At 59.6% G+C, this 24732-nt stretch carries 23 protein-coding genes; 9 read left to right on the top strand and 14 right to left on the bottom strand.

Going from position 1 to position 24732, the window contains the following annotated elements:
* Positions 1-344: 344 nt before the first annotated feature.
* Positions 345-2372, bottom strand: coding sequence for an FAD-dependent oxidoreductase (locus AC2FLZ_RS07600; protein ID WP_496882030.1), 2028 nt, complete (start codon positions 2370-2372; stop codon positions 345-347).
* 137 nt (positions 2373-2509) lie between these two features.
* On the opposite strand from AC2FLZ_RS07600, the gene AC2FLZ_RS07595 reads away from it, so the two are divergent.
* A complete protein-coding gene (locus tag AC2FLZ_RS07595) occupies positions 2510-3001 on the top strand; it encodes an RNA pyrophosphohydrolase (RefSeq protein ID WP_496808927.1) in 492 nt (163 codons plus the stop codon).
* Positions 3002-3410: 409 nt separating this feature from the next.
* Positions 3411-4310, top strand: coding sequence for a LysR family transcriptional regulator (locus AC2FLZ_RS07590; RefSeq protein WP_496882029.1), 900 nt, complete (start codon positions 3411-3413; stop codon positions 4308-4310).
* Between the two features lie 74 nt (positions 4311-4384).
* Here AC2FLZ_RS07590 and AC2FLZ_RS07585 read toward each other — a convergent pair whose 3' ends face one another.
* Together AC2FLZ_RS07585 and nth are read right to left on the bottom strand one after the other, a co-directional pair.
* Complete coding sequence (locus AC2FLZ_RS07585) at positions 4385-5374, bottom strand: adenosine kinase (RefSeq protein WP_480517990.1); 990 nt, start codon at positions 5372-5374, stop codon at positions 4385-4387.
* Positions 5371-6015, bottom strand: a complete 645-nt coding sequence (gene nth / locus AC2FLZ_RS07580; protein ID WP_209505105.1) for an endonuclease III — start codon at positions 6013-6015, stop codon at positions 5371-5373. Before nth ends, AC2FLZ_RS07585 begins: the two co-directional genes overlap by 4 nt.
* A gap of 117 nt (positions 6016-6132) precedes the next feature.
* Between nth and AC2FLZ_RS07575 the strand changes: the two genes are divergently transcribed.
* Positions 6133-6984 carry a bifunctional helix-turn-helix domain-containing protein/methylated-DNA--[protein]-cysteine S-methyltransferase gene (locus AC2FLZ_RS07575; protein ID WP_480474266.1) on the top strand — a complete coding sequence of 284 codons (852 nt, stop codon included), beginning with the start codon at positions 6133-6135 and terminating at the stop codon, positions 6982-6984.
* Between the two features lie 177 nt (positions 6985-7161).
* A complete protein-coding gene (locus AC2FLZ_RS07570) occupies positions 7162-7596 on the top strand; it encodes a glyoxalase superfamily protein (protein ID WP_480474265.1) in 435 nt (144 codons plus the stop codon).
* A 61-nt stretch (positions 7597-7657) separates the two neighbouring features.
* On the opposite strand, the gene AC2FLZ_RS07565 is transcribed toward AC2FLZ_RS07570, so the two are convergent.
* Entirely contained in the window at positions 7658-9097 is a 1440-nt protein-coding gene (locus AC2FLZ_RS07565) for an aldehyde dehydrogenase family protein (RefSeq protein ID WP_496882028.1), read from the bottom strand.
* A 214-nt stretch (positions 9098-9311) separates the two neighbouring features.
* On the opposite strand from AC2FLZ_RS07565, the gene AC2FLZ_RS07560 reads away from it, so the two are divergent.
* The gene (locus AC2FLZ_RS07560; protein ID WP_480517988.1) at positions 9312-9962 is read left to right on the top strand and encodes a peroxiredoxin; all 651 of its coding nucleotides are present in this window, start codon (positions 9312-9314) and stop codon (positions 9960-9962) included.
* A gap of 130 nt (positions 9963-10092) precedes the next feature.
* Here the strand turns inward: AC2FLZ_RS07560 and AC2FLZ_RS07555 are convergent, their stop codons facing one another.
* Complete coding sequence (locus tag AC2FLZ_RS07555) at positions 10093-10782, bottom strand: outer membrane protein (RefSeq protein ID WP_480560537.1); 690 nt, start codon at positions 10780-10782, stop codon at positions 10093-10095.
* A gap of 265 nt (positions 10783-11047) precedes the next feature.
* On the opposite strand from AC2FLZ_RS07555, the gene AC2FLZ_RS07550 reads away from it, so the two are divergent.
* Positions 11048-11683 (top strand): DUF1326 domain-containing protein, encoded by a 636-nt coding sequence (locus tag AC2FLZ_RS07550; RefSeq protein WP_480560535.1) that lies wholly within the window; start codon positions 11048-11050, stop codon positions 11681-11683.
* 12 nt (positions 11684-11695) lie between these two features.
* On the opposite strand, the gene AC2FLZ_RS07545 is transcribed toward AC2FLZ_RS07550, so the two are convergent.
* Together AC2FLZ_RS07545 and pnp are read right to left on the bottom strand one after the other, a co-directional pair.
* A complete protein-coding gene (locus tag AC2FLZ_RS07545; protein ID WP_496882027.1) occupies positions 11696-12700 on the bottom strand; it encodes a Hint domain-containing protein in 1005 nt (334 codons plus the stop codon).
* A gap of 175 nt (positions 12701-12875) precedes the next feature.
* Complete coding sequence (pnp, locus tag AC2FLZ_RS07540; protein ID WP_480493947.1) at positions 12876-15026, bottom strand: polyribonucleotide nucleotidyltransferase; 2151 nt, start codon at positions 15024-15026, stop codon at positions 12876-12878.
* 329 nt (positions 15027-15355) lie between these two features.
* On the opposite strand from pnp, the gene AC2FLZ_RS07535 reads away from it, so the two are divergent.
* Both AC2FLZ_RS07535 and AC2FLZ_RS07530 read left to right on the top strand, forming a co-directional pair.
* Entirely contained in the window at positions 15356-17068 is a 1713-nt protein-coding gene (locus tag AC2FLZ_RS07535) for an adenylate/guanylate cyclase domain-containing protein (RefSeq protein ID WP_480622593.1), read from the top strand.
* A gap of 175 nt (positions 17069-17243) precedes the next feature.
* The gene (locus tag AC2FLZ_RS07530; protein ID WP_480493945.1) at positions 17244-18143 is read left to right on the top strand and encodes a hypothetical protein; all 900 of its coding nucleotides are present in this window, start codon (positions 17244-17246) and stop codon (positions 18141-18143) included.
* Positions 18144-18212: 69 nt separating this feature from the next.
* On the opposite strand, the gene AC2FLZ_RS07525 is transcribed toward AC2FLZ_RS07530, so the two are convergent.
* The 7 genes from AC2FLZ_RS07525 to rbfA form a co-directional block, all read right to left on the bottom strand.
* Positions 18213-19388 carry a S41 family peptidase gene (locus tag AC2FLZ_RS07525; protein ID WP_496882026.1) on the bottom strand — a complete coding sequence of 392 codons (1176 nt, stop codon included), beginning with the start codon at positions 19386-19388 and terminating at the stop codon, positions 18213-18215.
* A gap of 196 nt (positions 19389-19584) precedes the next feature.
* Entirely contained in the window at positions 19585-19854 is a 270-nt protein-coding gene (gene rpsO, locus AC2FLZ_RS07520; protein WP_480474255.1) for a 30S ribosomal protein S15, read from the bottom strand.
* A gap of 143 nt (positions 19855-19997) precedes the next feature.
* Positions 19998-21032: a calcium-binding protein gene (locus tag AC2FLZ_RS07515; RefSeq protein ID WP_496882025.1), complete on the bottom strand. Its 1035-nt coding sequence runs from the start codon at positions 21030-21032 to the stop codon at positions 19998-20000.
* Between the two features lie 95 nt (positions 21033-21127).
* Positions 21128-21631 (bottom strand): DUF1643 domain-containing protein, encoded by a 504-nt coding sequence (locus tag AC2FLZ_RS07510; protein WP_480517980.1) that lies wholly within the window; start codon positions 21629-21631, stop codon positions 21128-21130.
* Positions 21632-21652: 21 nt separating this feature from the next.
* Positions 21653-22558 carry a tRNA pseudouridine(55) synthase TruB gene (truB, locus tag AC2FLZ_RS07505; protein WP_480494047.1) on the bottom strand — a complete coding sequence of 302 codons (906 nt, stop codon included), beginning with the start codon at positions 22556-22558 and terminating at the stop codon, positions 21653-21655.
* A gap of 54 nt (positions 22559-22612) precedes the next feature.
* Positions 22613-23356, bottom strand: a complete 744-nt coding sequence (locus tag AC2FLZ_RS07500; protein ID WP_496882024.1) for a phosphodiester glycosidase family protein — start codon at positions 23354-23356, stop codon at positions 22613-22615.
* Positions 23353-23748 (bottom strand): 30S ribosome-binding factor RbfA, encoded by a 396-nt coding sequence (rbfA, locus tag AC2FLZ_RS07495; protein WP_480474247.1) that lies wholly within the window; start codon positions 23746-23748, stop codon positions 23353-23355. Before rbfA ends, AC2FLZ_RS07500 begins: the two co-directional genes overlap by 4 nt.
* A gap of 101 nt (positions 23749-23849) precedes the next feature.
* Between rbfA and dapB the strand changes: the two genes are divergently transcribed.
* Positions 23850-24659: a 4-hydroxy-tetrahydrodipicolinate reductase gene (dapB, locus tag AC2FLZ_RS07490; protein WP_480517976.1), complete on the top strand. Its 810-nt coding sequence runs from the start codon at positions 23850-23852 to the stop codon at positions 24657-24659.
* The last annotated feature ends 73 nt before the right edge of the window (positions 24660-24732 follow it).

Raw genomic sequence — 24732 nt, 5'->3', positions numbered from 1 at the left:
GGCATACATGGGATAATATCAGGGATTTGAATCGGATCGTTTGCGTATGAGAAACGCGGAAACAGTAGTTTCCAAACCGGTCCTGAACCCTGCGATACTGCGTTTTCCGCGCAATTATGCGTTTCTGTTCATCTTAGAATGGCATTTTTGTGACCACAGACGGGGTCAAGAAATCCGTTTTCACCATCGCCGTCCTTGCCTGCCGAAGGGTGCCGTTCTGGCCCGCGACTACGTGATCCGCCGTCCGACGGTGAAGACGTGGATCAGGCGGAGTTTTGCAACGGCCTTTGGCGCATTGGGTGCAAATCTCGCGCTGTCCGACTGGGAAACGTTAAACCGGGCGATCAGAATTCCGCTGCCAGCCGCGTGCCCTGATTGATCGCGCGCTTGGCGTCCAGTTCGGCGGCGACATCCGCACCCCCGATCACATGGGGGGTGATGCCCCGCTCGATCAGCGCGTCCGCCAGTGACCGTTCGGACACCTGACCGGCACACAGCACGATGGTGTCGGCCGCGATCACCGTCGGGTCCGCGCGCTCTTCGCCAAAGCTGACATGCAAGCCGTCATCGTCGATGCGCTCATAATTCACGCCACCCACGAAATTGACGTTCTTCATCTTCAGTGTTGCCCGGTGAATCCAGCCTGTGGTTTTGCCAAGACCTTTGCCGTGCGCCTGTTTCTTGCGCTGCAACAAGGTGACCTGACGCGCGGGGGCGCTGGGTTGCGGACCTTCGGGCGCTAACCCTGCGCGGTGTTCAGCCGGGTCCGTCACGCCCCATTCCTTCATCCACAGTGGCAGGTCGGTCGTGGCGCTGTGACCCTCTTCCAGCAGGAACTCGGACACATCAAAGCCGATGCCACCGGCCCCGATCACGGCAGCAGACTTGCCAACCTCGGCCTTGCCGCGCAGCACGTCGATGTAACTCAGCACGTTGTTCCGATCCTGCCCCGGTATCTGCGGATCACGCGGTCTTACGCCGGTGGCGATGACTACCTCGTCAAAGCCGGTCAGGTCATCTGCGCCAACCTCGCGGTTCAGTTCCACCTTCACGCCCAGATCATCCATCATGTTGCGGTACCAGTCGACCAGTCCCCAGAATTCTTCTTTCCCCGGCACCTGCTTGGCCATGTTCAGCTGCCCGCCGACCTCATCAGCGCGGTCGAACAGGGTGACGTCGTGACCGCGCTGGGCCGCGATCATTGCGGTCGACAGACCGGCAGGGCCTGCACCCACAATGGCAATGGATTTGCGCGTTTTTGCCGGTTCAATCACCAGTTCGGTCTCATGACAGGCGCGCGGGTTCACGAGGCATGAGGTCAGCTTGCCACTGAACGTGTGATCCAGACAGGCCTGATTGCAGGCAATGCAAGGCGCGATCTTTGCCGCCTGATCTGCCATCGCCTTGTTGACGAAATCTGCATCCGCCAGCATCGGGCGGGCCAGCGAGACCATGTCGGCGCAACCGGTCGACAGAACCTCTTCGGCCACCTCGGGCGTGTTGATCCGGTTTGATGTGATCACCGGTATCCCCACCTTGCCCATCAGCTTCTTGGTCACCCAGGCAAAGGCCGCACGCGGCACGCTGGTGGCAATTGTAGGAATCCGCGCCTCGTGCCAGCCGATCCCGGTATTGATGATCGTGGCCCCGGCCTTTTCGATCTCCTGCGCCAGTTGAACCACCTCGTCATGGGTCGAGCCGTTGGGGACCAGATCGATCATCGACAGCCGGTAGATGATGATGAAATCGGTGCCCACCGCCTCACGCGTGCGGCGCACGACCTCTATCGGCAGACGCATCCGGTTCTCATAAGACCCGCCCCAGCGGTCGGTGCGCTTGTTGGTATGGGTCACAAGGAACTGGTTCAGGAAGTACCCCTCGGACCCCATGATCTCGACCCCGTCATAGCCCGCCTTTTGCGCCAGTACGGCGGCGTTGACGATATCGCTGATCTGCTTCTCGATGCCCTCTTCATCCAGCTCAGTGGGCGGGAACGGAGTGATCGGCGATTTCACCGGGCTGGGGGCCACGCATTTCGGCCCATAGGCATAGCGCCCCGCGTGCAGGATCTGCATCGCGATCTTGCCGCCCGCTTCATGTACGCGCTGCGTCACGATGGAATGGTGCGCCACGTCCTTGTCGCTCACCATCATCGAGGCCCCCGGCAGGACCGAGCCTTCAAGGTTCGGACCTATCCCGCCTGTCACCATCAAGGCTACGCCACCCCGCGCCCGATCCGCATAGAACTCGGCCACCCGGTTCCAGTCGCCGGTCTCCTCAAGCCCCGTATGCATCGAGCCCATCAGCACGCGGTTTTTCAACGTGGTAAAGCCCAGATCCAGCGGGGCCAGCATATTCGGGTACGCAGTCATGGCGGAACTCTCCCTCCTGAATTTGCCCGCTAGATTGACGTTCGCGTCAACTTTGTCACGCGAAACCCCACGTCACCCTCTTTGCTGTAGCGCCGGTGATTGCTAGAGGTGGGCGGAACAACCCGATGAGGCCGCGCATGACCCCCGAAGAAATCGCCAAACTGCCCTATCGCCCCTGCGTCGGGCTGATGCTGATGAATGCCGAGGGCAAGATTTTCGTGGGACAGCGCAACGACCGCCACGCGGACGCCTGGCAAATGCCGCAGGGCGGTGTGGACAAGGGCGAAGACCCCCGCGTCGCGGCCCTGCGCGAGCTGTGGGAAGAAACCGGGGTCACAGCTGATCTGGTCGAAGTCATCGCCGAAACCGAGGGCTGGCTGCCCTATGACCTGCCCCATAACATCGTGCCCCACATCTGGAAAGGACGCTATCGCGGGCAGGAACAGAAATGGTTCCTGCTGCGCTTCACCGGCGCCGACGATCAGATCAACATCGAAACCGACCACCCGGAATTCACCCGCTGGAAATGGCAGGAGCCCGACCGGCTGATCGCCGAAATCGTGCCCTTCAAGCGCGATGTGTATGAGCGCGTGGTCGAGGCTTTTTCCGACTATCTAAACGAACTCTGATCGCTAGGGATGCTTTTCAGGTTGTTCCGCTAAGCGGGACGAAACGGACACGCAACAATACACAAAACTGCGCACTCCCATTGGAGCCACGTTCAAAACCAAGATGGGTAGCACTGCATCAAGTACTGAACGTCCAATTCACTTTGAAATGCCTCAGGGTGGCTTTGCATCATTTCTTGAATGAACTCCCGTCGTTGTCGTGTCGCTTCATGGGTGTTCTCGCAGCACCGCGAAGGATCAGGGGTACGTTCAAACAGTTTGTGCAACAATCTGAAAGGTTTCCAAGTATCGAGTTGTGGGGTGATGTGCAAAGTCATCGTTAGCCACCTTGGTTCATGGGTTCTCCATTCAGGTTATTGGCCAGCATCACCTTCTGGTATCGTGCTTGAATTTGTGCTGTTCTGCATAAATGCAGAGCGAGAATTGGAACTGGTCCGATGTACGCGTTTTTCTGATGGTCGTCAGAGAGGGGTCGACGCTGGCCGCTTCTCGCAAACTCGGCATGGCCCAACCTACTGTGGCTAGGCGTATCGATGCATTGGAACATGCAGCCGGACTAGTTCTGTTCGAGCGTGACACCAGAGGCTTCAAACTCACGAAAAACGGACTCAATCTCGTCAAGAGCGCCGAGACGCTCGAAGCCGAAGCAAATATGTTTGCCAGACATGCAGGTGAATTGGCGGCAACAAAACCCATTCGTATCACTGCATATTCAGCGAACTTCTCGCCGCGAATGGTCGATATTGTCAATGAATTTTCAGCAAGTAACCCCGGCATAGCGTTTGAGTTCTTGCCTTCAGTGAGAGCTCTGGACCTGATGGCAGGTGAAGCAGATATAGCGCTACGATTGGTGCGGACTGAACCTGACCAAAATTTGATTTCAAGGAAGATTAGCGACGCGAAGTGGTCGCTGTTTGGTGGGAAAAGTTATGAGCAGGAATTTGGATTACCCACCTCATCTCAGGATTTGAAAGGCCACAGGTTCGTCACGTTCCAAAGAGGGGACGTCCCCAACGTTTTTCACCATTGGTTAGTTGAACGCATTGAGCCCCAGCAGATTGTGGCGACCTATAGCGAACTGGACTTAATGCATTCGGCGATCAGGGCGGGTCAAGGGTTGGGAATAAGCAACGTGAAGTTGCTTGAGCCGGACAAAACCCTCATCAGGTGCTTCGACGAGATCGAGGAGCTGTCAGCGCCACATTTGTTGTTGGTTTCACCAGATGCCTACCGACGACCTGAAGTTAGAGCCTTCGTCAAATATTTCGCACCTCGCTATGCGGTAATTTTTAAGGAACAAGCCACCTAAGGCTGAATGAAGCTGCAGCCGATAAGATTGCGAGTTCCCTTCTGAGATGAGAGTTGACGTAGTCCACCTTGGACTCAAAGCAACCCTTCTTCCCGCAACAATTCCAGCATATCCGCCTCGGGTCTCGGGCCGATATGGCTGATAACCTCGCGGGCACAGACGTTGCCGATCCTGGCACAGGTCTCGTAGTCGCGTCCGGTGGCCATTCCGTACAGGAACCCCGCAGCGAACTGGTCACCGGCACCTGTTGCATCTACAGGGACAATCTTCTTGACCGGCACGTCGATGCGTGAGCCTCCGTTCAGGACGGTCACCCCGTCACCCGATCGCGTGCAAACCACCAGCGGGCAAATCTCGGCGGTCTTGATCAGCGCCTCTTCCAGATCGTCGGTTTCAAACAGCGATTTGATTTCGGCCTCGTTGCCGATGACGAAATCCAGCTCATTCTCGATCAGCAGCAGGAAATCGACCCGGTGCCGTTCCACGCAGAACGGGTCGGAAATGGCGATCCCGGTCTTGCCGCCGCCCCTGTGGCAGGCGCGCGCGGCCTCAAGAAACGCGGCCTTTCCCTTTTCCTTGTCGAACAGATAGCCCTCAAGGAACATGATCTGGCTGCTTCCGGCGACCTCATCGGGCACGTCATGCGACGACAGTTCCGAGGAGATGCCCAGATAGGTGTTCATCGACCGCTCGCCATCGGGCGAGACAAAGATCATCGAGCGCGAGGTCGGCAATTCCCCGCCCGGAACAGGCGGGTTCACGAAATCGACGCCATCTTCGTTCATCGCATCCGCATAGAACCGGCCCAGCGCGTCGTCATGCACCCGCCCGATAAAGGCGGCATCCAACCCCAGCGCACCCGCGCCCGCAATCGTGTTGGCAACAGACCCGCCCGGCGTCTGTACCCGGCCCTCCATCGAGGCATACAGCAGCTCGCCGCGCTCCTGCTCGATCAGCTGCATGATGCCCTTTTCAATGCCCATCAGTTCCAGGAAACTGTCATCGGCCTGCGAGATCACGTCCACAACGGCATTTCCGATACCGGTCAGCTGGTAGGTTTTCATAATGTCTTGTCCTCGAATTGACAGAGATCACGGATGATGCAGGTCGGGCATTGCGGCTTGCGCGCCTTGCAATGGTACCGGCCATGCAGGATCAGCCAGTGATGCGCATGGAGTTGAAAATCGGCGGGGATGTTGTCTTCGATGGCGCGCTCGACCGCGTCCACGTCCTTGCCAGGGCAGATGCCGGTGCGGTTGCCGACGCGAAAGATATGCGTGTCCACAGCCTGCGCCGGCTGCCGCCACCACATGTTCAGCACAACGTTGGCGGTCTTGCGCCCGACACCCGGCAGCGATTGCAGCGCTGCACGGGAATTTGGGACTTCACCGCCATAGTCTTCGACCAGAATACGGCTCAGCTTGATGACGTTCTTGGCTTTCTGGCGGAACAGGCCGATGGTCTTGATATGCTCGATCAGGCCCTCCTCGCCCAGATCCAGCATCTTTTGCGGCGTATCGGCGATCTTGAACAATTCGCGCGTGGCCTTGTTGACCCCCGCATCGGTTGCCTGCGCCGACAGCGCCACGGCCACGACCAGCGTGTAGACATTCACATGCTCAAGCTCACCCTTGGGTTCGGGGTCGGCCTCCTGAAAGCGCGTAAAGATCTCGCGGATCGTATGATAGTCGAGTTGCTTTGCCATCCGGGCCTTAATGCCGCCCGAGGGGCCGCGACACAAGCCCAAAGCCAATGCGCAAGTTCCGGGTCGCGGCAGCGTGTCGCGCGCGCTATGGTTTGTGCCAGACAATGAGGTGCAACCATGAACGTCCAGACCCCCGAAAGCGGATACCACTATAACGTCATGCGCCGGGCAATCGACCTGATTGATCAGGGCGGTGAAACCCTCAGCCTCGATGAGTTGGCCCGCCAGATGGATATGAGCCCAGCGCATTTCCAGCGCCTGTTCTCGCGTTGGACTGGTGTGTCGCCAAAACGGTATCAGCAATACCTTACGCTGGGCCATGCAAAGGCGCTGCTGCGCGAACGGTTCACCACGCTTGAAACCGCCCATAATGTCGGCCTGTCCGGCAGTGGCCGCCTGCATGATCTGTTCCTGAAATGGGAATCCATGAGCCCCGGCGAATACGCCCGCAAGGGCACGGGTCTGACGATCTACTGGGGCTGGTTTGAATGCCCCTTTGGTCCCGCGCTGGTCATGGGCACCGACAAGGGGATCTGCGGCATCGCCTTCGGGGCCGAAACCGGAGAGAAGGCGGCGATGGAGGATATGGTCTCGCGCTGGCCCAACGCGGATTATGTCGAAGATACCATGCGTCTGCGCCCCTGGGTTCTCAGCGCTTTCGGCACGGCCCGCGACCGGTTAGAGCCGACGCCGCTCTACCTGATCGGCTCGCCCTTGCAGATCAAGGTATGGGAAGCACTGATGCACATCCCGTCGGGGCAGGTGACGACCTATTCCGAGATCGCGCAGCGCGTGGGTTCGCCGCAGGCCGTGCGCGCCGTGGGCACGGCGGTCGGGCGAAACCCGGTCAGTTGGCTGATCCCGTGTCACCGCGCCCTGCGCAAATCAGGGGGGTTGGGCGGCTATCACTGGGGTCTGCCGGTCAAACGGGCCATGCTGGCCTATGAGGCGGCGCAGGCCGACGCCTGATTGACAGAAGGCCCGACCGCTGCCAAAAAGCAACGCAGGTTCGGGTCCCCTGCCGTTCGCGGCCATAGGCTTTGGTGAAACCCGGTTGAACAAACATCTGTTGCCCTTTCCCGGCGCGCGGATGGTAATGCGAACCCCGTCCTAAACTCGCGCCCGTTCAAGGAAACGAGGCAAAACATGACACTGTCACAAGACATCGCTCCGCTGGAGGAGCTGAAAGAGCAGGCCAAACGCCTGCGACGGAAACTACACGACACCGGCGTTCAGCTGTCGCACGGTCAGGCCCTGGAACTGGTGGCTCATCAACATGGGGTGCGCGACTGGAACACATTGCACGCGATGGCGGGCAACCGGATGCGCTTGCGCGTGGGCGACCGGGTCGAAGGTCGATACCTGGGCCAGCCCTTCACGGCGGAAATTCGTGGTCTGACCATGCTGGGGGACGGTGCACACCGCCGGGTGACCCTACAGTTCGACACGCCTGTCGATGTAGTCCGGTTCGACAGTTTCTCGGCCTATCGCCAGCGCGTGACAGGAGAGATTGGCTGGGACGGTCGTTCCCGTCGCCATACGTCCGACGGGGAACCCCAGCTAGTGGTGCGGCCTGTCTGACATAACACGGGCGAGGCAACCGCGTTGCCTCGCCCTCTCATCTTGCATTGCGCTGGGTGTATTATTCAGCCGCCCAGCCGCCGACGGATTTGACTTCCAGAAAGTCTTCCAGCCCCCAAACGCCACCTTCGCGCCCGTTGCCGGATTGCTTCATCCCACCAAACGGAGAGCCCGCGCTGCGCGACTGGCCGTTCATCTCGACCATGCCCGACCGCAGAACCCGCGCCATGCGGTTGGCGCGCGCCTTGTCCTGCGTCTGCACATAATTGGTCAGGCCATAAGGGGTGTCATTGGCTATCTCGATGGCCTCTTCCTCGGTGTCGAACGGGATCATGGTCAGGACGGGGCCAAAGATTTCCTCGCGCGCGATGGTCATCTGGTTGTTGGCATCGGCAAAGACCGTGGGGCGGACATAATAGCCCTTGTTCAGCCCCTCAGGGCGTCCGGTGCCGCCCGCGACCAGCCGCGCCCCTTCGTCGATACCTTTCTGGATCAGGTCCTGAATCTTGGTCCATTGAACCTCATTCACGACGGGTCCGATATGGCGGCCCTCGTCTGCGGCATTGCCCACCGTGACCTTGCTGGCGACCTCGGCGGCGATCTCAACGGCCTGATCATAGATCGGGCGCTGCACCAGCATCCGGCTGGGGGCATTACAGCTCTGGCCGGTGTTGTTCATCATATGCAGGACGCCGCGTTTGACAGCCTTTTCATCGGCATCGGCAAAGACCACATTGGCGCCTTTGCCGCCCAGCTCCAGATGCACTTTCTTGAGCGTTTCCGCCGCGTTCTTCGAAATTGCCGTACCCGCACGGGTCGAGCCGGTAAAGCTGACCATATCCACGTCGGGATGACCCGACAGCTGCGAGCCAACGCCCGGGCCATCGCCGTTCACCAGATTGAATACACCGGGCGGGAACCCTGCCTCGTCCATCATCTCGGCAAAGATCATCGCATTCAGCGGGCTTTGCTCGGATGGTTTCAGAACCATCGTGCAGCCCGCAATCGCCGCCGCACCGACCTTGAGCGTGACCTGGTTCATCGGCCAGTTCCAGGGCGTGATCAATGCGGCCACGCCAACCGCCTCATAGATGATCCGATCATTCGGGGCGTGATCCCCCAGAGGGCGTTCAAACTGAAACGCCTTGGCCGCGCGGATGAAGTTCTGTAAATGCCATGTGCCTGCACCAACCTGCTGGCTGCGCGACATGTCAATCGGCGCACCCATTTCCAGCGACATGGCCTGCGCCAGATCTTCCGCGTGGGTCTGGTAGATGTCGATCAGCTTCTCGACCAGTGCGATGCGGGTCTCCACCGGCGTTGCCATCCAGCCCGGCAGGGCGGCCTTGGCGGCGGCAACCGCCGCATCCGTGTCGGCCTGACCACCCAGCGAGATCACCGCGCACGGCTCCTCGGTCGAGGGGTTGATGACCTCGAAATCATTGGGTTGCGACGGCGCGACCCATTGACCATTAATATAGAAATTCCGTTTCTCGATCATCCTGAGCCCTCCTGTCGGTTCAGCTAGAATCCGGCTGTTCGCCGACACTCTGTCACCCAAGCGAAGAGGGGGCAATAGATAATTTGATCAAATTATTTTTCCAGTGAAACCGGCAAATTCCTTGGCCGCGACCACGATGAAAGGTTTAACCTTCGCACAAAGTGATTAGGTTTCAGGCAATCGACTCGGATTTTCAACAGGAAAGGAAGTAGCCATGGGTTTGCGCATCAACGATACGGTCCCGAACTTCACCGCAGAAACAGATCAGGGCACCATTCAGTTTCACGACTGGATTGGCGACAGCTGGGCCATTCTGTTCTCGCACCCCAAGGATTTCACGCCTGTCTGCACCACCGAATTCTCGGCCGTCGCGCAGCTGAACGACGAATGGGCCGCGCGCAACACCAAGGTGATCGGCGTGTCGGTTGACGGTGTTGAAGACCACAAGAAATGGAAGAAGGACATCGAGGAATACGGCAAGGCCAATCCCAGTTTCCCGATCATCGCTGATGACGGTCTGGCCGTGTCGAAAGCCTTCGACATGCTGCCTGCCGAAGCTTACCTGCCCGATGGCCGCACCCCGGCTGACAGCGCCACCGTGCGGTCGGTCTTTATTATCGGCCCGGACAAGCAGCTGAAACTGTCGATGACCTATCCGATGACCGTGGGTCGCAACTTTGCGGAAATTCTGCGCGCGCTGGATGGGTTGCAGATGTCGTCGAAAGGTGTCGCAACGCCCGCCAACTGGGTGCCGGGTGAAGACGTGATCATCCCACCGTCTGTGTCGAACGAAGACGCCAAGGCCAAATTCGGCGCGTTCGAGACGATCTTCCCCTATCTGCGCAAGACCAAAGCGCCGTCCTGAGGCGGTTCCCGGGTCAGGGGGGCTGTCTGCCCCCCCATCGCGCCTGCCGGCACGATTCCCCCCGAGGATATTTGGGGCCAGATGAAGCAGGCAGGGGCAGGATGACCTGAGAGAAACCTGCCCCTAGACCTCAGAACTTGTACCGAAGCCCGAAATTGACACTGAACGTATCCAGATCGTCTTCGACAATGCCGGTCAACGCGCCGTTCGGGGCCAGTCGCCGCGACGAGACGTCAAAGGCGCGGGCATAGCGGGCGTCGACGGTAAAGGCGGTTGACGGGTTGATCTCGTAAGCCACACCGGCGATCAGCTGCGCGGCAAAGGTGGTGTCGCTGTCATCCAGTACCACACCCGGCCCATAGGCAAAATCCAGATCCGAATAGGTGGCCCCCAGACCAAACCCGGCATAGGGCGTCAGCGCACCCGCCTGTTTGAAATCAAACAACACATTGGCAAACAATGAGGTCTGCGTGACATCGCCCGAGATATTGCCCTCGGCCCCCGGCCCGTTGCCCGAGAAGTTCACACCATCCACGTCGCTGTCGCGGTAAGACAGCTCCAGCTCAATCCGCGTGCCGAACCTGTCATTGGACCATTGCGGGATCTCCTTGCCGATGGCCACGCCCAGACCGAACCCCGCGTCGAACTCCGTGTCGACCGATTGCGGCGCGCCGCCGATCGTGCCCGCGAAATCGCTGTCCTGCAGCTGGCTGTATCCGACAAAGCCCTGAATATAGGTGCCGTCGCCCAGGCTCTGCGCGGCAAGCGCCGTCGCGCTGACGGCGAGGGCCGTTGAGGTAAGTAAAACGTGCTTGATCATGATTGTCTCCGTTGCTCCAAACTCTGCTTGGCTTCGATGTGGGCGGGCTTGGCGGAAAGGAAAGGCGCGGGGTTATCACTTCGTTTCACAGGGTTTTGGACGCGCGTGAATGAATAGATCCGGGGCTGGGCAGGCCCGTTCATCTGCCGTCTCACGGCCCTCAGGTTCTGGTTCGGGGCAATTTGTGATAAGATGTTCCGGGGCAAAACTCAGGCATAAGACCAATCACCTCGGGCTGTCGGACTGTACTTAGCGGGAGAAGACCATGGCTTTTACAGATTGGTATGTTGAAGGAGAGAGTTTCGGGAACTGCAATTGCGGCTATGCCTGCCCCTGCCAGTTCGAAGAGTTGCCGACCCATGGCGATTGCCGGGGGTTCGAAGTGCTTGAGGTGACCAAAGGGCATTTCGGCGACACCGACCTCAGCGGGACCAAGGCCGCGCTGATCTATGCCTGGCCGGGGCCGATCTTTGAAGGCGGCGGCGAGATGCAGGTGATCGTCGATCCCGCAGCAACCCCGGCACAGCGCGACGCGCTGGAAAAGGTCTTTCACGGCGAAGAAACCGAAGAAATGGCGACGCATTGGTACGTGTTCAGGGCAATGTGCGAGACGGTCCATGACACGCTCTACCTGCCGATCGAATTCGAGATGGACCTCGAAGAACGCACGGCCAGCGTTTCCGTTGGTGATGTCCTGAAATCCACCGGACAGCCGATCCAGGCCCCACATGGCGGCGGCGCGCATCGGGTGCGCATCGATATCCCCGGCGGAATCGAGTTTTCCATTGCCGAGATCGGCAGCGCCTCGACCCGCTCTGATGCCGCGATCAAGCTGGACCTGAAGGACAGCTATGGCCAGTGGCATCTACTGAAACACGGGCCCGGCGGGGTTGCCCACTGATCGGCACCCCTGTCAGGCGGCGTGTGCAGATGTGTTCGGGACAGGAGTCCAGCAGGGCAGCGTCAGATCCGCCTTCAGCACCCGAACCTCAAAGGGTTTCAGCACCGGCAACGCGGTTGATCCATAGCCACCGGCACCGCAGGCCAGATCCGGGAACAGGGTAAACAGCTCGCGCCTTGTGGCCGGTGCCATCGCGCCCAATGTCGTGTCACCGGGATAGAAGGATTCGGACCAGATGCCTTCGACGTTCACCAGCTCATGCCGGTCAAAGAGGATATGGACGTATTCGACCCCTTGCGCGGGCAGCTCCTGAACAATTGTCCGCCCATTGATCAGCCCCTTGGCCGGGGCCAGCATCGCGGTCTCGCAATGCATCAGTTCCATCATCGCCGAGGTGACGGCGATCCGGTGTTGTGGCGAGACGACCAGATCACGGCTTGGGCTGTTTGTCCCGAAACACCCCGCCATGATCCGTACCGGGCAGAGATGAGGGTCCTGCTGCAACTCCTGCGCTGACAAGCGACGCCTGCCGATCCAGCGCACCGGGCGGGTATGGCCCTTGGCGGTGACAACCGGGTCGCCGGGGTTCAGCGTCTCGACCCGGCGCAGCCCGACGGGCGTCCGGATCAGGGACCCGGCGGTGAAACACACGAAAGACGGCAAGGTCTGATAGGTGGTTGGCGCTGCCGTCCCGCCAAAGCTGGTCCCCGTGATGGTATCGTTCAACTGTGCCTGACCCGAGGTGACGATGATGTAGCGCGGGTTCGAGAACTGAACCAGAATGAAGGTGACAGGCGCCCCGTTCACCGTTCCCGAATAGCTTTCGAAGGTGCTGAAATTCTGGCTTGTCCCGGAAAAACCGGGCAGGGCCGACAGATCAAGCTGCGCGCTGTCAGGGTCAGGATCCTGCAACAGGGCGTCATTGTCGGTGATATCAACGGAATAAGCGGCAGTAATATCGACGCTTTTATTGCTGTAGGGGTCTGCGCTGATTTCGAAAACGGTTATCGAGGCCACGGTCGAAAAACATCCCTGAATGCAACATGATCATCCTTATGGTTGAGTAAATACACGCATGAAGTGTTAACAATTGATTTACCAAGCCACGGGACGCCCGACACTCCTGACCGCGCGGACAAAAAAGCCCCGGTCGAAACCGGGGCCTTTCGCATTCAATCTGAGGGTTGGCAGATTATTCTGCGCTTTCCTCTTTCTTTTCTTTCTTCTCGGGAACGATCTCTTCGCCGGTTTCCTGATCGACCACTTTCATCGACAGGCGAACCTTGCCGCGATCGTCAAAGCCCAGCAGCTTGACCTTCACTTCCTGACCTTCCTTCAGAACATCCGACGGATGGTTCAGGCGGCGGTTTTCGATCTGGGACACGTGGACCAGACCGTCGCGCTTGCCAAAGAAGTTCACGAAGGCACCGAAATCGACGATCTTGACCACCTTGCCGGTATAGACCTGACCTTCTTCCGGCTCGGCCACGATCGACCAGATCATGTCATAGGCCTTCTTGATCGATTCCCCATCGGGCGATGCGATCTTGATGACGCCATCGTCGTTGATGTCGACCTTGGCACCCGAAACCTCGACGATCTCGCGGATGACCTTGCCGCCCGAACCGATCACTTCACGGATCTTGTCGGTCGGGATGTTCATGGTCTCGATGCGCGGTGCGTGGACCGAGAACTCGTTGGTCTCGGACAGGGCTTTGCCCATCTCGCCCAGGATGTGCATCCGGCCGTCCTTGGCCTGTGCCAGGGCGGTTTCCATGATCTGAGGCGTGATGCCCGCGACCTTGATGTCCATCTGAAGCGAGGTGATGCCGTTTGCAGTACCAGCAACCTTGAAGTCCATATCGCCCAGGTGGTCTTCGTCACCCAGAATGTCGGTCAGAACCGCGTAAGACCCGTCATCTTCCAGGATCAGGCCCATGGCCACACCGGCAACCGGGGCTTTCAGCGGAACACCCGCATCCATCATCGACAACGACCCGCCGCAGACAGACGCCATCGAGCTGGAGCCGTTGGATTCGGTGATCTCGGACACCACGCGGATGGTATAGGGGAAGTCGGTTGGCGCAGGCAGAACCGCCTGAAGTGCGCGCCATGCCAGCTTGCCGTGACCGATCTCGCGGCGGCCGGGCGAACCCACGCGGCCCACTTCACCAACCGAATAGGGGGGGAAGTTGTAATGCAGCAGGAAGTTCGATTTGAAGTTGCCGTGCAGCGCGTCGATGAACTGCTCATCGTCGCCGGTGCCCAGCGTGGTCACGGCCAGCGCCTGGGTTTCACCGCGGGTGAACAGGGCAGAGCCGTGTGTGCGCGGCAGCAACGAGGTTTCGGCTTCGATGGCGCGAACATCGGTGGTCGAACGACCGTCGATGCGCTTGCCGCCCTTGACGACGTCACCGCGCAGAATGCCGGCTTCCAGCTTTTTCATCGCCGAACCAAGGTTGGCGTCTTCCAGCTGTTCCTCGGTCAGCGCTTCCTTGATCGTTTCACGGGCAGCGGCAACAGCGGCGGTGCGCTCCTGCTTGTCGGTGATCGCGAACGCGGCGCGCATCTGCTCTTCACCGGCAGCCGACACGGCGGCGTAAAGCTCCGAGTAATCGGGTGCGACGAATTCGAACGGCTCTTTCGCGGCGTCTTCGGCCAGCGAAATGATCAGGTCGATGACCGGCTGGATCTGCTCATGCGCAAAGTTCACCGCACCCAGCATTTCGGCCTCGGACAGCTCATAGGCTTCCGATTCAACCATCATCACGGCGTCTTTGGTACCGGCAACAACCAGATCCAGACGCTGTTCAGGGTTCAGGCGCAGGTCCTGCATGTCGTCCACGGTCGGGTTCAGGACGTATTCGCCATCCACGAAACCAACGCGGGCACCGGCGATCGGGCCCATGAACGGCGCGCCGGAAATGGTCAGCGCAGCCGACGCGGCGATCATCGCAACGATGTCGGGATCATTGACCAGATCGTGGCTCAGCACGGTGCACATCACCAGAACTTCGTTTTTGAAACCGTCAACGAACAGCGGGCGGATCGGACGGTCGATCAGACGCGCGGTCAGCGTCTCTTTCTCGGTCGGGCGCGCCTCGCGCTTGAAGAAGCCACCCGGAACCTTACCGGCGGCATAATATTTCTCTTGGTAATGTACGGTCAGCGGGAAAAAGTCCTGACCGGGTTTTTGGCTCTTGGCAAAGGTCACGTTGGCCATGACGCTGGTTTCGCCCAGCGTGGCAATCACGGTGCCGTCGGCCTGACGGGCAACCTTGCCGGTTTCCAGTGTCAGCGTCTCCTCGCCCCACTGCATCGATTTCTTCGTTACATCAAACATATGCGTATCCTAGAACGGAGCACTCCCGCCCCTGCGGGTCTCCGGTTTTGCATGGCGGCCCCATTGCCGCCGACCCCATTTATCTTCCGTTCGAGTGCCGGGGTCAGGGCACAACGTCTCAGATACCGCGCGCATACATGAGAATGCGTTGGAAGGAAAGCGAAACCGAAAAAGCTGGCCGGATCATGCTGAGGCAGGCCCTGACCCCTCGCAGCGCGATACAAGGCACAGGGGCCGCATGATGGTGCGATGCGTGCCATTGCCCCGTCCGGGAAATGGCCTGACAGAACCGGATCACTGCGCTAACCTCACTTTCATTGGGGGTGCGAATGAAAAGACGGCTTACGACAGTGCTGGCGGCTGACGTTGTCGGGTACTCGGCGCTTATGGATCAGGACCGGCAGGGTACACTTGCAGCACTGAAATCGTTCCGTGACGACACGCTCACTGCCCTGCTGGAAACCCACAACGGCACATTGATCAAAAGCATGGGGGATGGCTGGATCGCCGAATTCCGGTCAACGTCCGACGCGTCGGATTTTGCGATTGCCCTGCAATCCTGCGACAAGCCCGAAGGGCTGCGGCTGCGCATCGGTATTCACACGGGTGAGGTCATCACGGAAGGCGAAGACATTTTCGGTGATGGCATCAATGTCGCTGCCCGGCTCGAAGCATTGGCCAAACCCGACCAGATCCTGATCTCGGACACGGCGCATCACAGCCTTGACCGGGGCGATGCGGCCCTGTTCGACGGCGGCGGGCAGGCCGAGCTGAAGAACATCACGCGCCGCGTTGGTGTCTGGTGCTGGCCAAAGGGTTCAACCGCCCATCTTGCTACACCCGCCGACACTCGTCCGGGGATCGCCGTTCTGCCCTTCGACAACATGTCCGGCGACCCCGAGCAAGAGTTCTTTGCCGACGGCATAACCGAAGACATCATCACGGAACTGTCGCGCTTTCGCTGGCTGATGGTCGTGGCCCGCAACTCGTCCTTCATTTTCAAGGGAAAAACGACGGATATCCGACAGGTCGGCCTGACGCTCGGGGTTCGGTATGTGCTGGAAGGGTCCGTCCGACGCGCCGGACAGCGTGTCCGGATCACCGGGCAGTTGATTGATGCGGAAAATGGCAGCCACCTGTGGGCCGATCGCTTTGACGGGGTGCTGGACGATATCTTCGACCTTCAGGACAAGGTCACGCAAGAGGTCGTCACAGCGATCGAGCCATCGCTGCGCCACGCCGAAACGAACCGGTCCCGCGCCAAGCCGACCGAAAACCTCGAAGCCTATGAACTCTACCTTCAGGCGCTGTCGCATTTTCATCTGCTGACAGATGACGCCAATCGCGAAGCCATCCGGCTGACAACGCTGGCGCTGGACCGCGACCCGGATTACGCCGCTGCCGCAGGGCTGCTGGCCTGGCTGCATATTCAGCGGCTTGTGCAGGGGCTTGATCCCATCGGCGAAGGGCCCAAGGCCGCCATCAGCGCGGCTGAACGCGTTCTCATGAGCGACCGCTCCGACGGCATTGCCATGGCTTATGCGGCGCATTCAATCTCGATGCTGGCCCGCGACCTGCCGCGTGCGCGTGCGGCGTTCAAACAGGCGCTGGCCGAAAACCCCAATGCTGCAAGCGTCCACATGCTCGCCTCCATCAACCTGTGCATGTTGAACCGACCGGATGAGGCATTGGACCACGCAACACATGCCATTGAACTCAGCCCGAAAGACCCGATGCGTCATGCGGCACATATCGCCCGGGCAAGTGCGCTGTTTCAGCTGCGCCGGTATGACGAGGCCGCCGCCGCAGCGCGTGACGCTCTGGCCGTTCGGTCAGGATTTGTCATGAGCCACCTGATGCTTATTGCCGCCTTGGGTCAGATGTCCGATGCCGCAGCGGCGCAGGCGGCGATAAGCGACCTGAAAGCGCTGCGCCCGGATATCACCGCTTCCTCGGATCAGACCAGGCTGCCGATCTTTACCGTTCCGGCCTGTTCCGAAAGCTGGCGCGAAGGGTGGAAAAAGGCCGGTCTTCCCGAATAACGGCTGATCTACAGACACGCGTCCTGCTGCTGCCACGAAACGCCGCGCGCGCCCCGGCTGGCGGCGTCCGGGGGGGCGACTGGCTGTTCAAGTGTGATGTTCACCACAGAGAGAATTCAAAACTCGTCTATTGTGCAGGTTTATTGTGTCAAAGTTAAAGAAAGTAGGTTTACCCATGAAGCTCCATTCCGCCTCTGGCATTTCATTCAACCCTGATGTGTTCGACGAGTCATTCATCGAGATGCTCGACAAGCTCCCCGAGGACGCGGTGGAGGACATCGACCTTGATGCAGGCCCCAAGATGCCGCTGATGACAGCCCCCGCCGCCGAACCAAGCGCGGCGGACGTGGCCGCGATCATGGAAAGCGCATGGGAAGAGCTTTATGCCTCAGACGAAGGGGCCGATATCCGCGCGCTACCGGCCGACCAGCAGGCGCAGATCAAGGCGCGGTTCCTGTCTCCCGACCCGATACCCGAGGCCGAAGCCGCCACGGTTCCCGTCGATGCCGCGCCGTTCTCGGTGCATGAAACTGCGGACAGCCTGATCCTGATGCAGGGGGACACGCCGCTTTTGGGGGCTCCGCTGGGCACCAGCAGGAAAAAGCGCAAGAAAGCTGCGCTGAACACCTTTATCGGGGCCGCCGCCAAGGCGTTTGCAGATATCATCACGATGGCCATGGCCGCGCTGGGGGTTTATCAGGCGCTCGGAACCAAGACAGTCACGCGGGCCGGGGCCGGGATTGCTGTCAAATGCAGCGGCCCGATCAGCCGCCACGCCGGTGCAATCGCCAAGGCCGGAACGGCGGGCAGCGATCTGGCCATGATGAAGGCAATGCTGGGCGTCGCCAAGGCGTCCGTCGGGTTCACCAAACTTGCGGGCATCGTTCTGACCGACATGAGCGGCCTTGAAAAAGCCGCTGCGATTGCCACCTGCGTCGGCGGCATGACCCTGGCCGTCGCCTCGGCAAGCGGGTCGTTCTGGCTGTCGATGCTGGCGATGGTAACCGCGGTTGCGATGTTCGTGATCGACACCGCCTTGGCGGTCGATACCTACAAAAAGTGGCAGGCAATCTGACCAGAGACATCAAAAGCCATACCGAGCGGCGTCGCGGATGGGCACCGCGGTGCCGTCGCGGCTGTTTGCCTAAGTGCTCATGCTTCTGAGAACTCGTTGATAGAAGGCGCCGTCCGCATCCTCATCTGCACGACTTGCGACCCATTCCAAATCCAAATTCAGTGCCCCTACGGGAACGATCTTCCGCGCGATTTCGGGCGGAGTGGTTTTGTCAGTCCTTCCATTCTTCCAATCGTGAAAGGCTGATGAGTATCGAACAACCGCCCCGCTGGTCGGCAAATCGAGCAACCCGCCCTCGGCAAAGAACATCAACCCGTCACCCATTTCTTCCCCGATGAGTTTGAGCCTGTTTCCCAAACGATGTTTGAGGATGGCCACAAACACTATCGCCGCGGAAAACGTGAATTTATCAACAAGCACAACAACCTGCTTGCTTGCGATTTGCGAGATCGCGTCTATCAAAGGCATAGTCAGAAGAAAATCGCCGCCGGTGTTTCCGCGAACGTCAATCAAAAGCGTTCCGTTCGGACGGGCGCGCACGCGTTCCACCGCGGCTGAGACGGCTTTGTGCAGCGTTGTTTCGTTCGGAGCAAAAAAGCTCGGCAACGCTATTGATAGCCCAAGATCTTGCCAGTCCTTTATTTCCGCAAAAGTCTCAGGCACCCAGGTTGGATCATCTTTGCCTTGCTCATTTCTCGGGTAGAGCATCGATCCAGGAACAGTGTTTCCATTTGCCACTTTCAGATTGGTTATCTGCCCATTCTCGTCCTGCACACGATACTCGGTCGTTCCACCGTTTGACGAAAAACCCAAACGTGCCAAGGCGTACGGCCAAGCCAAAAGAATCGGTCCGATGACTCGCTTCCTTTGGCACGTTCCCGCAAGAAACTGCTCCGCCTTTGCTTCAATCTGGCTCAAAGCTGCGCCGTTAACCGCAATCAGTTCTCCTCGTGGTGCAGTTATCTCTGGAAACGCGCCGACGAGTTGCACAGAACGCCCTACGCTCACGAACCTCAGCGGAAGCACTTTGATCGCATCGTTCGGGATCAGCCGTGTGTGCCCATTGTCGGGAAGTGCCAGTAGACGCATCGCGGACATCAAGAAGGCTTCGGTGGAGCCTTCCAAGGCGTATCGCCGGGTTTCACTAATGCAATTGTCTATCACCGCATATTCGATCTGCTGAAAGCTGGGATCGGTCGGCAAGACAGTTTCTAAAATTTGGTTTAGGTCTTCCGTGAGCGACATGCCTCACGATGCGCATGGCCGTTCGTCAATGTCCAGATTGGGCTCACCTTGCCAACCAAGATTGAGTTTACCACTGCAGCTTTGGTCGGTTGGAATACTTGACATTCGTCCACATAAGAAAACGCCCGCCAATTGGGCGGGCGTACAAATCTTACAAACCGGGGTTCAGAACCGGTACAAAACGTAACAATTACGTTTAGCGGCGGATGCCCAGCTTTTTGATCAGGTCCTGGTAGCGCGCCTCTTCCTTGCCCTTCAGGTAGTCCAGCAGCTTACGGCGCTGAGCAACCATTTTCAGCAGACCACGACGACCGTGGTTGTCTTTCTTGTGGGTCTTGAAGTGCTCGGTCAGGGTGTTGATGCGCGAGGTCAGGATAGCAACCTGAACTTCAGGCGAACCGGTGTCGCCTTCTTTGGTTGCGAATTCTTGCATGACGCGTGTTTTTTCAGCGGCAGTGATCGACATCGGGGTCTCCTTTTAAGGTTAGAGTTGATGGCGCAGGCCGGGATGTCGTCCAGCACAGGCCCATGGAGAAGACCGCACCGATTCCGTTGCGGATGGGCGCGTATAAGCGCATTTGACCCAAATGGCAAAGGGTTTCTGTGGGCTCAAATCATCTGACCGTATTGCGCCAACTGGGCTTCGGTGATCAGCTGAATGTCGGCCACTGTCATCCCTTCGGCACCAAATACCTGCGCAACTTCCTGGCCATCGATGAAAACCCTTGTCAGGTTGGCGTTTTCGGCGTCGACCTCAACCTCGATTGCCGGGTCGGTCTCATCCTCCCACGTCACCAGCAGCTTGTCTTCGCCGGGTTGAAAACCCATCACGGTCACCTGATCGTCGCCTGGGTTCAGCACGATGTCATCAGCTCCGTCACCGCCCGTAACCACGTCTTTGCCGCCTGCCAGAATGGTATCGTCACCCGAACCGCCGTTCAGGAAATCCCTTTCGGCGGCACCCTCTTCGATCCCGAAAACAAAGTCGTCTCCGTCCCCGCCAAAGACGGTATCCTCACCGTCGCCACCGTTCAGAACATCATCCCCGAACCCGCCCTGCAACGCATCATCCCCGGCGCCGCCGTCCAGGCTGTCGTCGCCCTGACCGCCAAACAGTTCGTCCTCACCCGCACCGCCATCCAGAGTGTCGTCACCAAAGTGACCGTAAAGGGCGTCATCCCCGTCATCACCAAACAAAAGGTCGTCATCCGCCTCACCGTGCAGGATGTCATTTCCCTGACCGCCCGATATCTCATCCGCGCCGTCGCCCCCGTGCAGAACGTCGTTGCCCTTGGCACCGTTTATCGTGTCGTCCCCGCCATAGCCGTTGATCTGATCGACACCGTCCTGCCCGGTAATCACGTCCGAGCCATCGCCACCGGCAATCACGAGATCGCCTTCAAATTCCGAGATCACAGTCCCGGTGGAGGGTGCCTCGCCATTGTCCGGCGAAGGTTCGGTGTCAGCGTTTTCCGGGTCTTCGACACCTTCACCGATGACCAGAAACTCACCGGTATCAACCTCAGCCGATGGCTCACCTTCCGGGTTTTCATCCGGCGTGTCGTCCTCTTCGATCAGAAAATCGCTCATCGCGTAAGCAGCGCCGCCGATGGCGGCCAGTCCAAGCAATCCGGCCAGAAACATTGAACCCCTCCGAAAGCATGATGCTCCGAGGGTGGAATATCCCATGTCGCCCGTCACCAGGTCAAAGGTAAACCTTTGAAATGGTTAATCCTTTGTCACCAGACCTCAGGCTGACGCGTGTATGCGATATAAAGCGGATGTTTGGGATGACCGTCTTTGGTCAGGCCCAGATGGAACAGCGATTGGCCGGTGCCTCGCAACAGGGTTTCCACCGCAGGGCCGCGTCCCAGATGCGCGCCGTGCGTACCCCAGGCCGCGATGACCTGATCGGCCCATCGCACACCGTCAAGAATGGCCGCGTCGTTCCCGGGCCCGACCGGATCGGCGGCAGCCCGCATCTTGCGCGGGTCGGTATCGCGCCAGGCAAAGATGTTCGTGACCTGAAACGCGCCGAACCCAAGCGCGCGTGCGCGCCGTTCACAGCGTTCCACCGTCGGGTCGTTCTGCACCTCGGTCGCGGTTGACGGGTTCAGCATCACAAACAGCGCCTTGCGCCCTTCAGGGTCCCAGATGCGGGTCAGGCTATAGCGGTATTTCTCGCAATCGGAATAGATGGCGGTCGAGGGCGCGTCGCCCTTGGTGTGGGAACGGGTGATCATGCCCTTCGCCTAACACGGCTCTCAGTCGACGAACACCCGGCTAGGGTGCAATTCACCGGATTTATAGATGCCCACGGCCACGGCCTTGCCGTCGAACGATGCCCAGGCCTCGTCGCCGTATTCAATGTCTGAGGCCAGCACCATGCCCGGATTGCCATTGCGCAGACGGGTTGCCCCCTCGGCGGTGCATTTCAGCTCGGGCAGGTCGGACAGGCCGGTTTCCAGTGGGTGCAGATATTCGTCCAGCGCGGTTGTTTTCGCCATTTCGTCAATCTGCTCGATGCTTAACCCGTCCTCGGCCTCGAAGGGGCCGGACCAGATGCGGCGCAGTTCCTTGACGTGGGCGTGACAACCCAGCGCCTCGCCCAGATCGCGGGCAATCGAGCGCACATAGCCGCCTTTGCCGCAGGTCATCTCCAGCACCACATGGTCTTCGTCGGGGCGGTCGACAAGGATCAGTTCCTCGACCCAGAGGGGGCGGGCGGTCAGCTCCACGTCCTCACCATCGCGGGCCAGTTTATAGGCGCGCTGGCCGTCGATCTTCACCGCCGAGAATTTGGGCGGCACCTGCATGATGTCACCCAGAAACCGGGTCAGCGCCTGCTTGATATCGTCATCCGAGGGGCGCGTATCGCTTTGCGCGATCACTTCGCCCTCGGCATCGTCCGTGTTGGTGGCCTGCCCCAGGCGCACAGTGAAGGTATAGGCTTTCAACGCATCGGTGATATAGGGAACGGTCTTGGTTGCCTCACCCAAGGCAATTGCCAGAACGCCGGTCGCCTCGGGATCCAGCGTGCCCGCATGGCCCGCCTTTTTGGCATCCATCGCCCAACGCACCTTGTTGACCACGGCGGTCGAGGTCATGCCCGCGGGCTTGTCCACCACCAGCCAGCCGGAAATGTCGCGACCCTTGCGTTTACGTCCCATCATGCACCTTGAATCTTGCTAAGGCGCGCGAGTTAACGGATCACTCTGCCGCTGTCAATTTGCGGGCTTTTCTTCGACTACGCCGACAATCGGCCCCAGCGAGAATCCCAGATCCGAGCGGTTGCTGGCCCGCTCATACATCCGCGAGATATTGCCGTCGAAAAACAGCGCGTTTGGTGTGCCAAGCACATCGCGGAACAGACGCCCGAATTCGTGGAAGGTGACATAATCTTCCGAGATCGCAAACACCGCTCGCGTACCGTCGGAACTGGTGCCGACCCCATTGCGAACATAAAGCGAGGTCGAATCGGGCAGGAAGCGCGGGTGCAGTTCTCCGTCGATCACCAGCATTGGACCGGATTGGGTAGCAAAGCGGCAGGTGGGGGCCTGATCCACGTAATCAAGCGTTTCAAACACATCCGCCCGACCCTTGCGGATGCAGAACACGCCATTGGGCAGCAACCCGAAATTGCCGGGGCCGGGGTTGGCGATCACACGCATCTGTTCCTGCCCGTCCTCGACATAGTGGCCAACGGGTGAACGGTCGTCGTGATACATGCCCGCGTTCATTGCAAAAGCCAGCCGTTTGCCTTCCGGGGCCAGCACTTCGTTGACCGCCGAAAAATGCCCCAATACCTGACCGTCTTCGCCGTTCAGAAACAGCCGCAGGTCTTCGTTGGCGGCATCAACGTTGCAAACCGTATAACGTTTGTCCTCATGGGTCAGCTTTTCACAAGTGACCGCGCCTGCCTGCGCGGCCCAGAGAAGCGTCGCCAATGTGACAAACGTGCGGATCACTCGTCCAGATCGCGGCGCACCGCGTCCTGTTCGAACATACGGCGGGTGTCGTCCAGACGGTCAAACGTGTCATCCAGCCGAAAGCGCAGATCGGGCGCGAATTTCAGGCCGACTTTCTTGCCGACCATACGCCGCAGCTCACCCTTGTTGCGGGCCAGCAGCTCGATTACGTCCTCCTGCCCTCGGCCGCCAAGGGGCAGCACATAGGCGGTGGCGATCTTCAGATCGGGCGAGGTGCGCACCTCGCCTACGGTGATCGACAAGCGGTTCAGGTCGGGGTCATGGACATCTCCGCGCGCCAGAACTTCGGACAGAGTGCGACGGATCAGTTCGCCGACACGCAGTTGCCGTTGGGACGGGCCGGGGCCATCGTGGAATTTATTCTTTGCCATGTCTTCGATCTAAGCTGAAAGCAGGGCTTTGCCAAGCGGGCGCGAACGGGGTAGGAGGCTTTGAGCCGACATTGCCGACCTGAACAAAAAGGACCAGCGCTATGACCCATATTCCGGGGATCGTCATTACAGGGGCTTCGGGCCGTATGGGGCAGATGCTGATCAAGACCGTCACCGACAGCGATCAGGCGCGCCTGGTGGGTGTGGTCGAGCGGAAAGGCCATGACTGGATCGGTCAGGACGTGGGCAAAGCGATGGGCGGCCCCGCGCTGGGCGTGACCGTGACCGACGACCCGTTGGAGGCGTTTGCACAGGCGCAGGCCGTAATCGACTTTACCGCGCCCGAAGCGACTCTGGAATTTGCCGCGCTGGCCGCGCAGGCGCGCTGTGTGCATGTGATCGGCACCACCGGCATGTCCGACGAACAGATCGCAGCTTTGGAACCCGCGTCGCGCCATGCGGTGATCGTTCGGGCCGGAAACATGAGCCTTGGCGTCAACCTTCTGGTGCAATTGACCAAAAAGGTCGCGGCCGCATTGGATGAGGATTTCGATATCGAGATCATCGAAGGTCACCACCATCACAAGGTCGATGCACCTTCGGGCACGGCGCTGATGCTGGGTGAGGCCGCAGCCGAAGGGCGCGGCGTCGAGTTGTCGGATGTGTCCGACCGGGGCCGGGACGGCATCACCGGCGCGCGCAAGCGCGGAGATATCGGCTTTCACGCTATTCGCGGCGGCGACATCGTGGGGGAACATGATGTTCTGTTCGCCGCCCCCGGAGAACGCATCGTCCTGCGCCATCTGGCCACGGACCGCGCCATCTTTGCCCGCGGCGCGCTGAAGGCGGCCCTGTGGGGGCAGGGCAAGGCGCCGGGTCAGTATGACATGGTGGATGTGTTGGGGTTGTAGGCGCTGCTAAACATACGCGGTCAAATCAACTAATCGAATGAATGCGGTGCTCCAAAAAAGCACCGCAGCAACA

This window comes from Ruegeria sp. YKSF131, assembly GCF_059612645.1.
This window is presented reverse-complemented; position numbering and strand designations above follow the sequence as displayed.

What these genes read in the sequence shown, in the direction of transcription:
- AC2FLZ_RS07570 (WP_480474265.1), top strand. Translation starts at nt 7,162, where the DNA reads ATGACACTGTCACAAGACATCGCTCCGCTGGAGGAGCTGAAAGAGCAG.
- rbfA (WP_480474247.1), bottom strand. Translation starts at nt 23,748, where the DNA reads ATGGCAAAGAATAAATTCCACGATGGCCCCGGCCCGTCCCAACGGCAA.
- AC2FLZ_RS07565 (WP_496882028.1), bottom strand. Translation starts at nt 9,097, where the DNA reads ATGATCGAGAAACGGAATTTCTATATTAATGGTCAATGGGTCGCGCCG.
- nth (WP_209505105.1), bottom strand. Translation starts at nt 6,015, where the DNA reads ATGGCAAAGCAACTCGACTATCATACGATCCGCGAGATCTTTACGCGC.
- AC2FLZ_RS07585 (WP_480517990.1), bottom strand. Translation starts at nt 5,374, where the DNA reads ATGAAAACCTACCAGCTGACCGGTATCGGAAATGCCGTTGTGGACGTG.
- AC2FLZ_RS07550 (WP_480560535.1), top strand. Translation starts at nt 11,048, where the DNA reads ATGGCTTTTACAGATTGGTATGTTGAAGGAGAGAGTTTCGGGAACTGC.
- AC2FLZ_RS07525 (WP_496882026.1), bottom strand. Translation starts at nt 19,388, where the DNA reads ATGTCGCTCACGGAAGACCTAAACCAAATTTTAGAAACTGTCTTGCCG.
- AC2FLZ_RS07515 (WP_496882025.1), bottom strand. Translation starts at nt 21,032, where the DNA reads ATGTTTCTGGCCGGATTGCTTGGACTGGCCGCCATCGGCGGCGCTGCT.
- AC2FLZ_RS07560 (WP_480517988.1), top strand. Translation starts at nt 9,312, where the DNA reads ATGGGTTTGCGCATCAACGATACGGTCCCGAACTTCACCGCAGAAACA.
- AC2FLZ_RS07530 (WP_480493945.1), top strand. Translation starts at nt 17,244, where the DNA reads ATGAAGCTCCATTCCGCCTCTGGCATTTCATTCAACCCTGATGTGTTC.
- AC2FLZ_RS07590 (WP_496882029.1), top strand. Translation starts at nt 3,411, where the DNA reads ATGCAGAGCGAGAATTGGAACTGGTCCGATGTACGCGTTTTTCTGATG.
- rpsO (WP_480474255.1), bottom strand. Translation starts at nt 19,854, where the DNA reads ATGTCGATCACTGCCGCTGAAAAAACACGCGTCATGCAAGAATTCGCA.
- AC2FLZ_RS07600 (WP_496882030.1), bottom strand. Translation starts at nt 2,372, where the DNA reads ATGACTGCGTACCCGAATATGCTGGCCCCGCTGGATCTGGGCTTTACC.
- truB (WP_480494047.1), bottom strand. Translation starts at nt 22,558, where the DNA reads ATGGGACGTAAACGCAAGGGTCGCGACATTTCCGGCTGGCTGGTGGTG.
- dapB (WP_480517976.1), top strand. Translation starts at nt 23,850, where the DNA reads ATGACCCATATTCCGGGGATCGTCATTACAGGGGCTTCGGGCCGTATG.
- AC2FLZ_RS07510 (WP_480517980.1), bottom strand. Translation starts at nt 21,631, where the DNA reads ATGATCACCCGTTCCCACACCAAGGGCGACGCGCCCTCGACCGCCATC.
- AC2FLZ_RS07535 (WP_480622593.1), top strand. Translation starts at nt 15,356, where the DNA reads ATGAAAAGACGGCTTACGACAGTGCTGGCGGCTGACGTTGTCGGGTAC.
- AC2FLZ_RS07575 (WP_480474266.1), top strand. Translation starts at nt 6,133, where the DNA reads ATGAACGTCCAGACCCCCGAAAGCGGATACCACTATAACGTCATGCGC.
- pnp (WP_480493947.1), bottom strand. Translation starts at nt 15,026, where the DNA reads ATGTTTGATGTAACGAAGAAATCGATGCAGTGGGGCGAGGAGACGCTG.
- AC2FLZ_RS07555 (WP_480560537.1), bottom strand. Translation starts at nt 10,782, where the DNA reads ATGATCAAGCACGTTTTACTTACCTCAACGGCCCTCGCCGTCAGCGCG.
- AC2FLZ_RS07595 (WP_496808927.1), top strand. Translation starts at nt 2,510, where the DNA reads ATGACCCCCGAAGAAATCGCCAAACTGCCCTATCGCCCCTGCGTCGGG.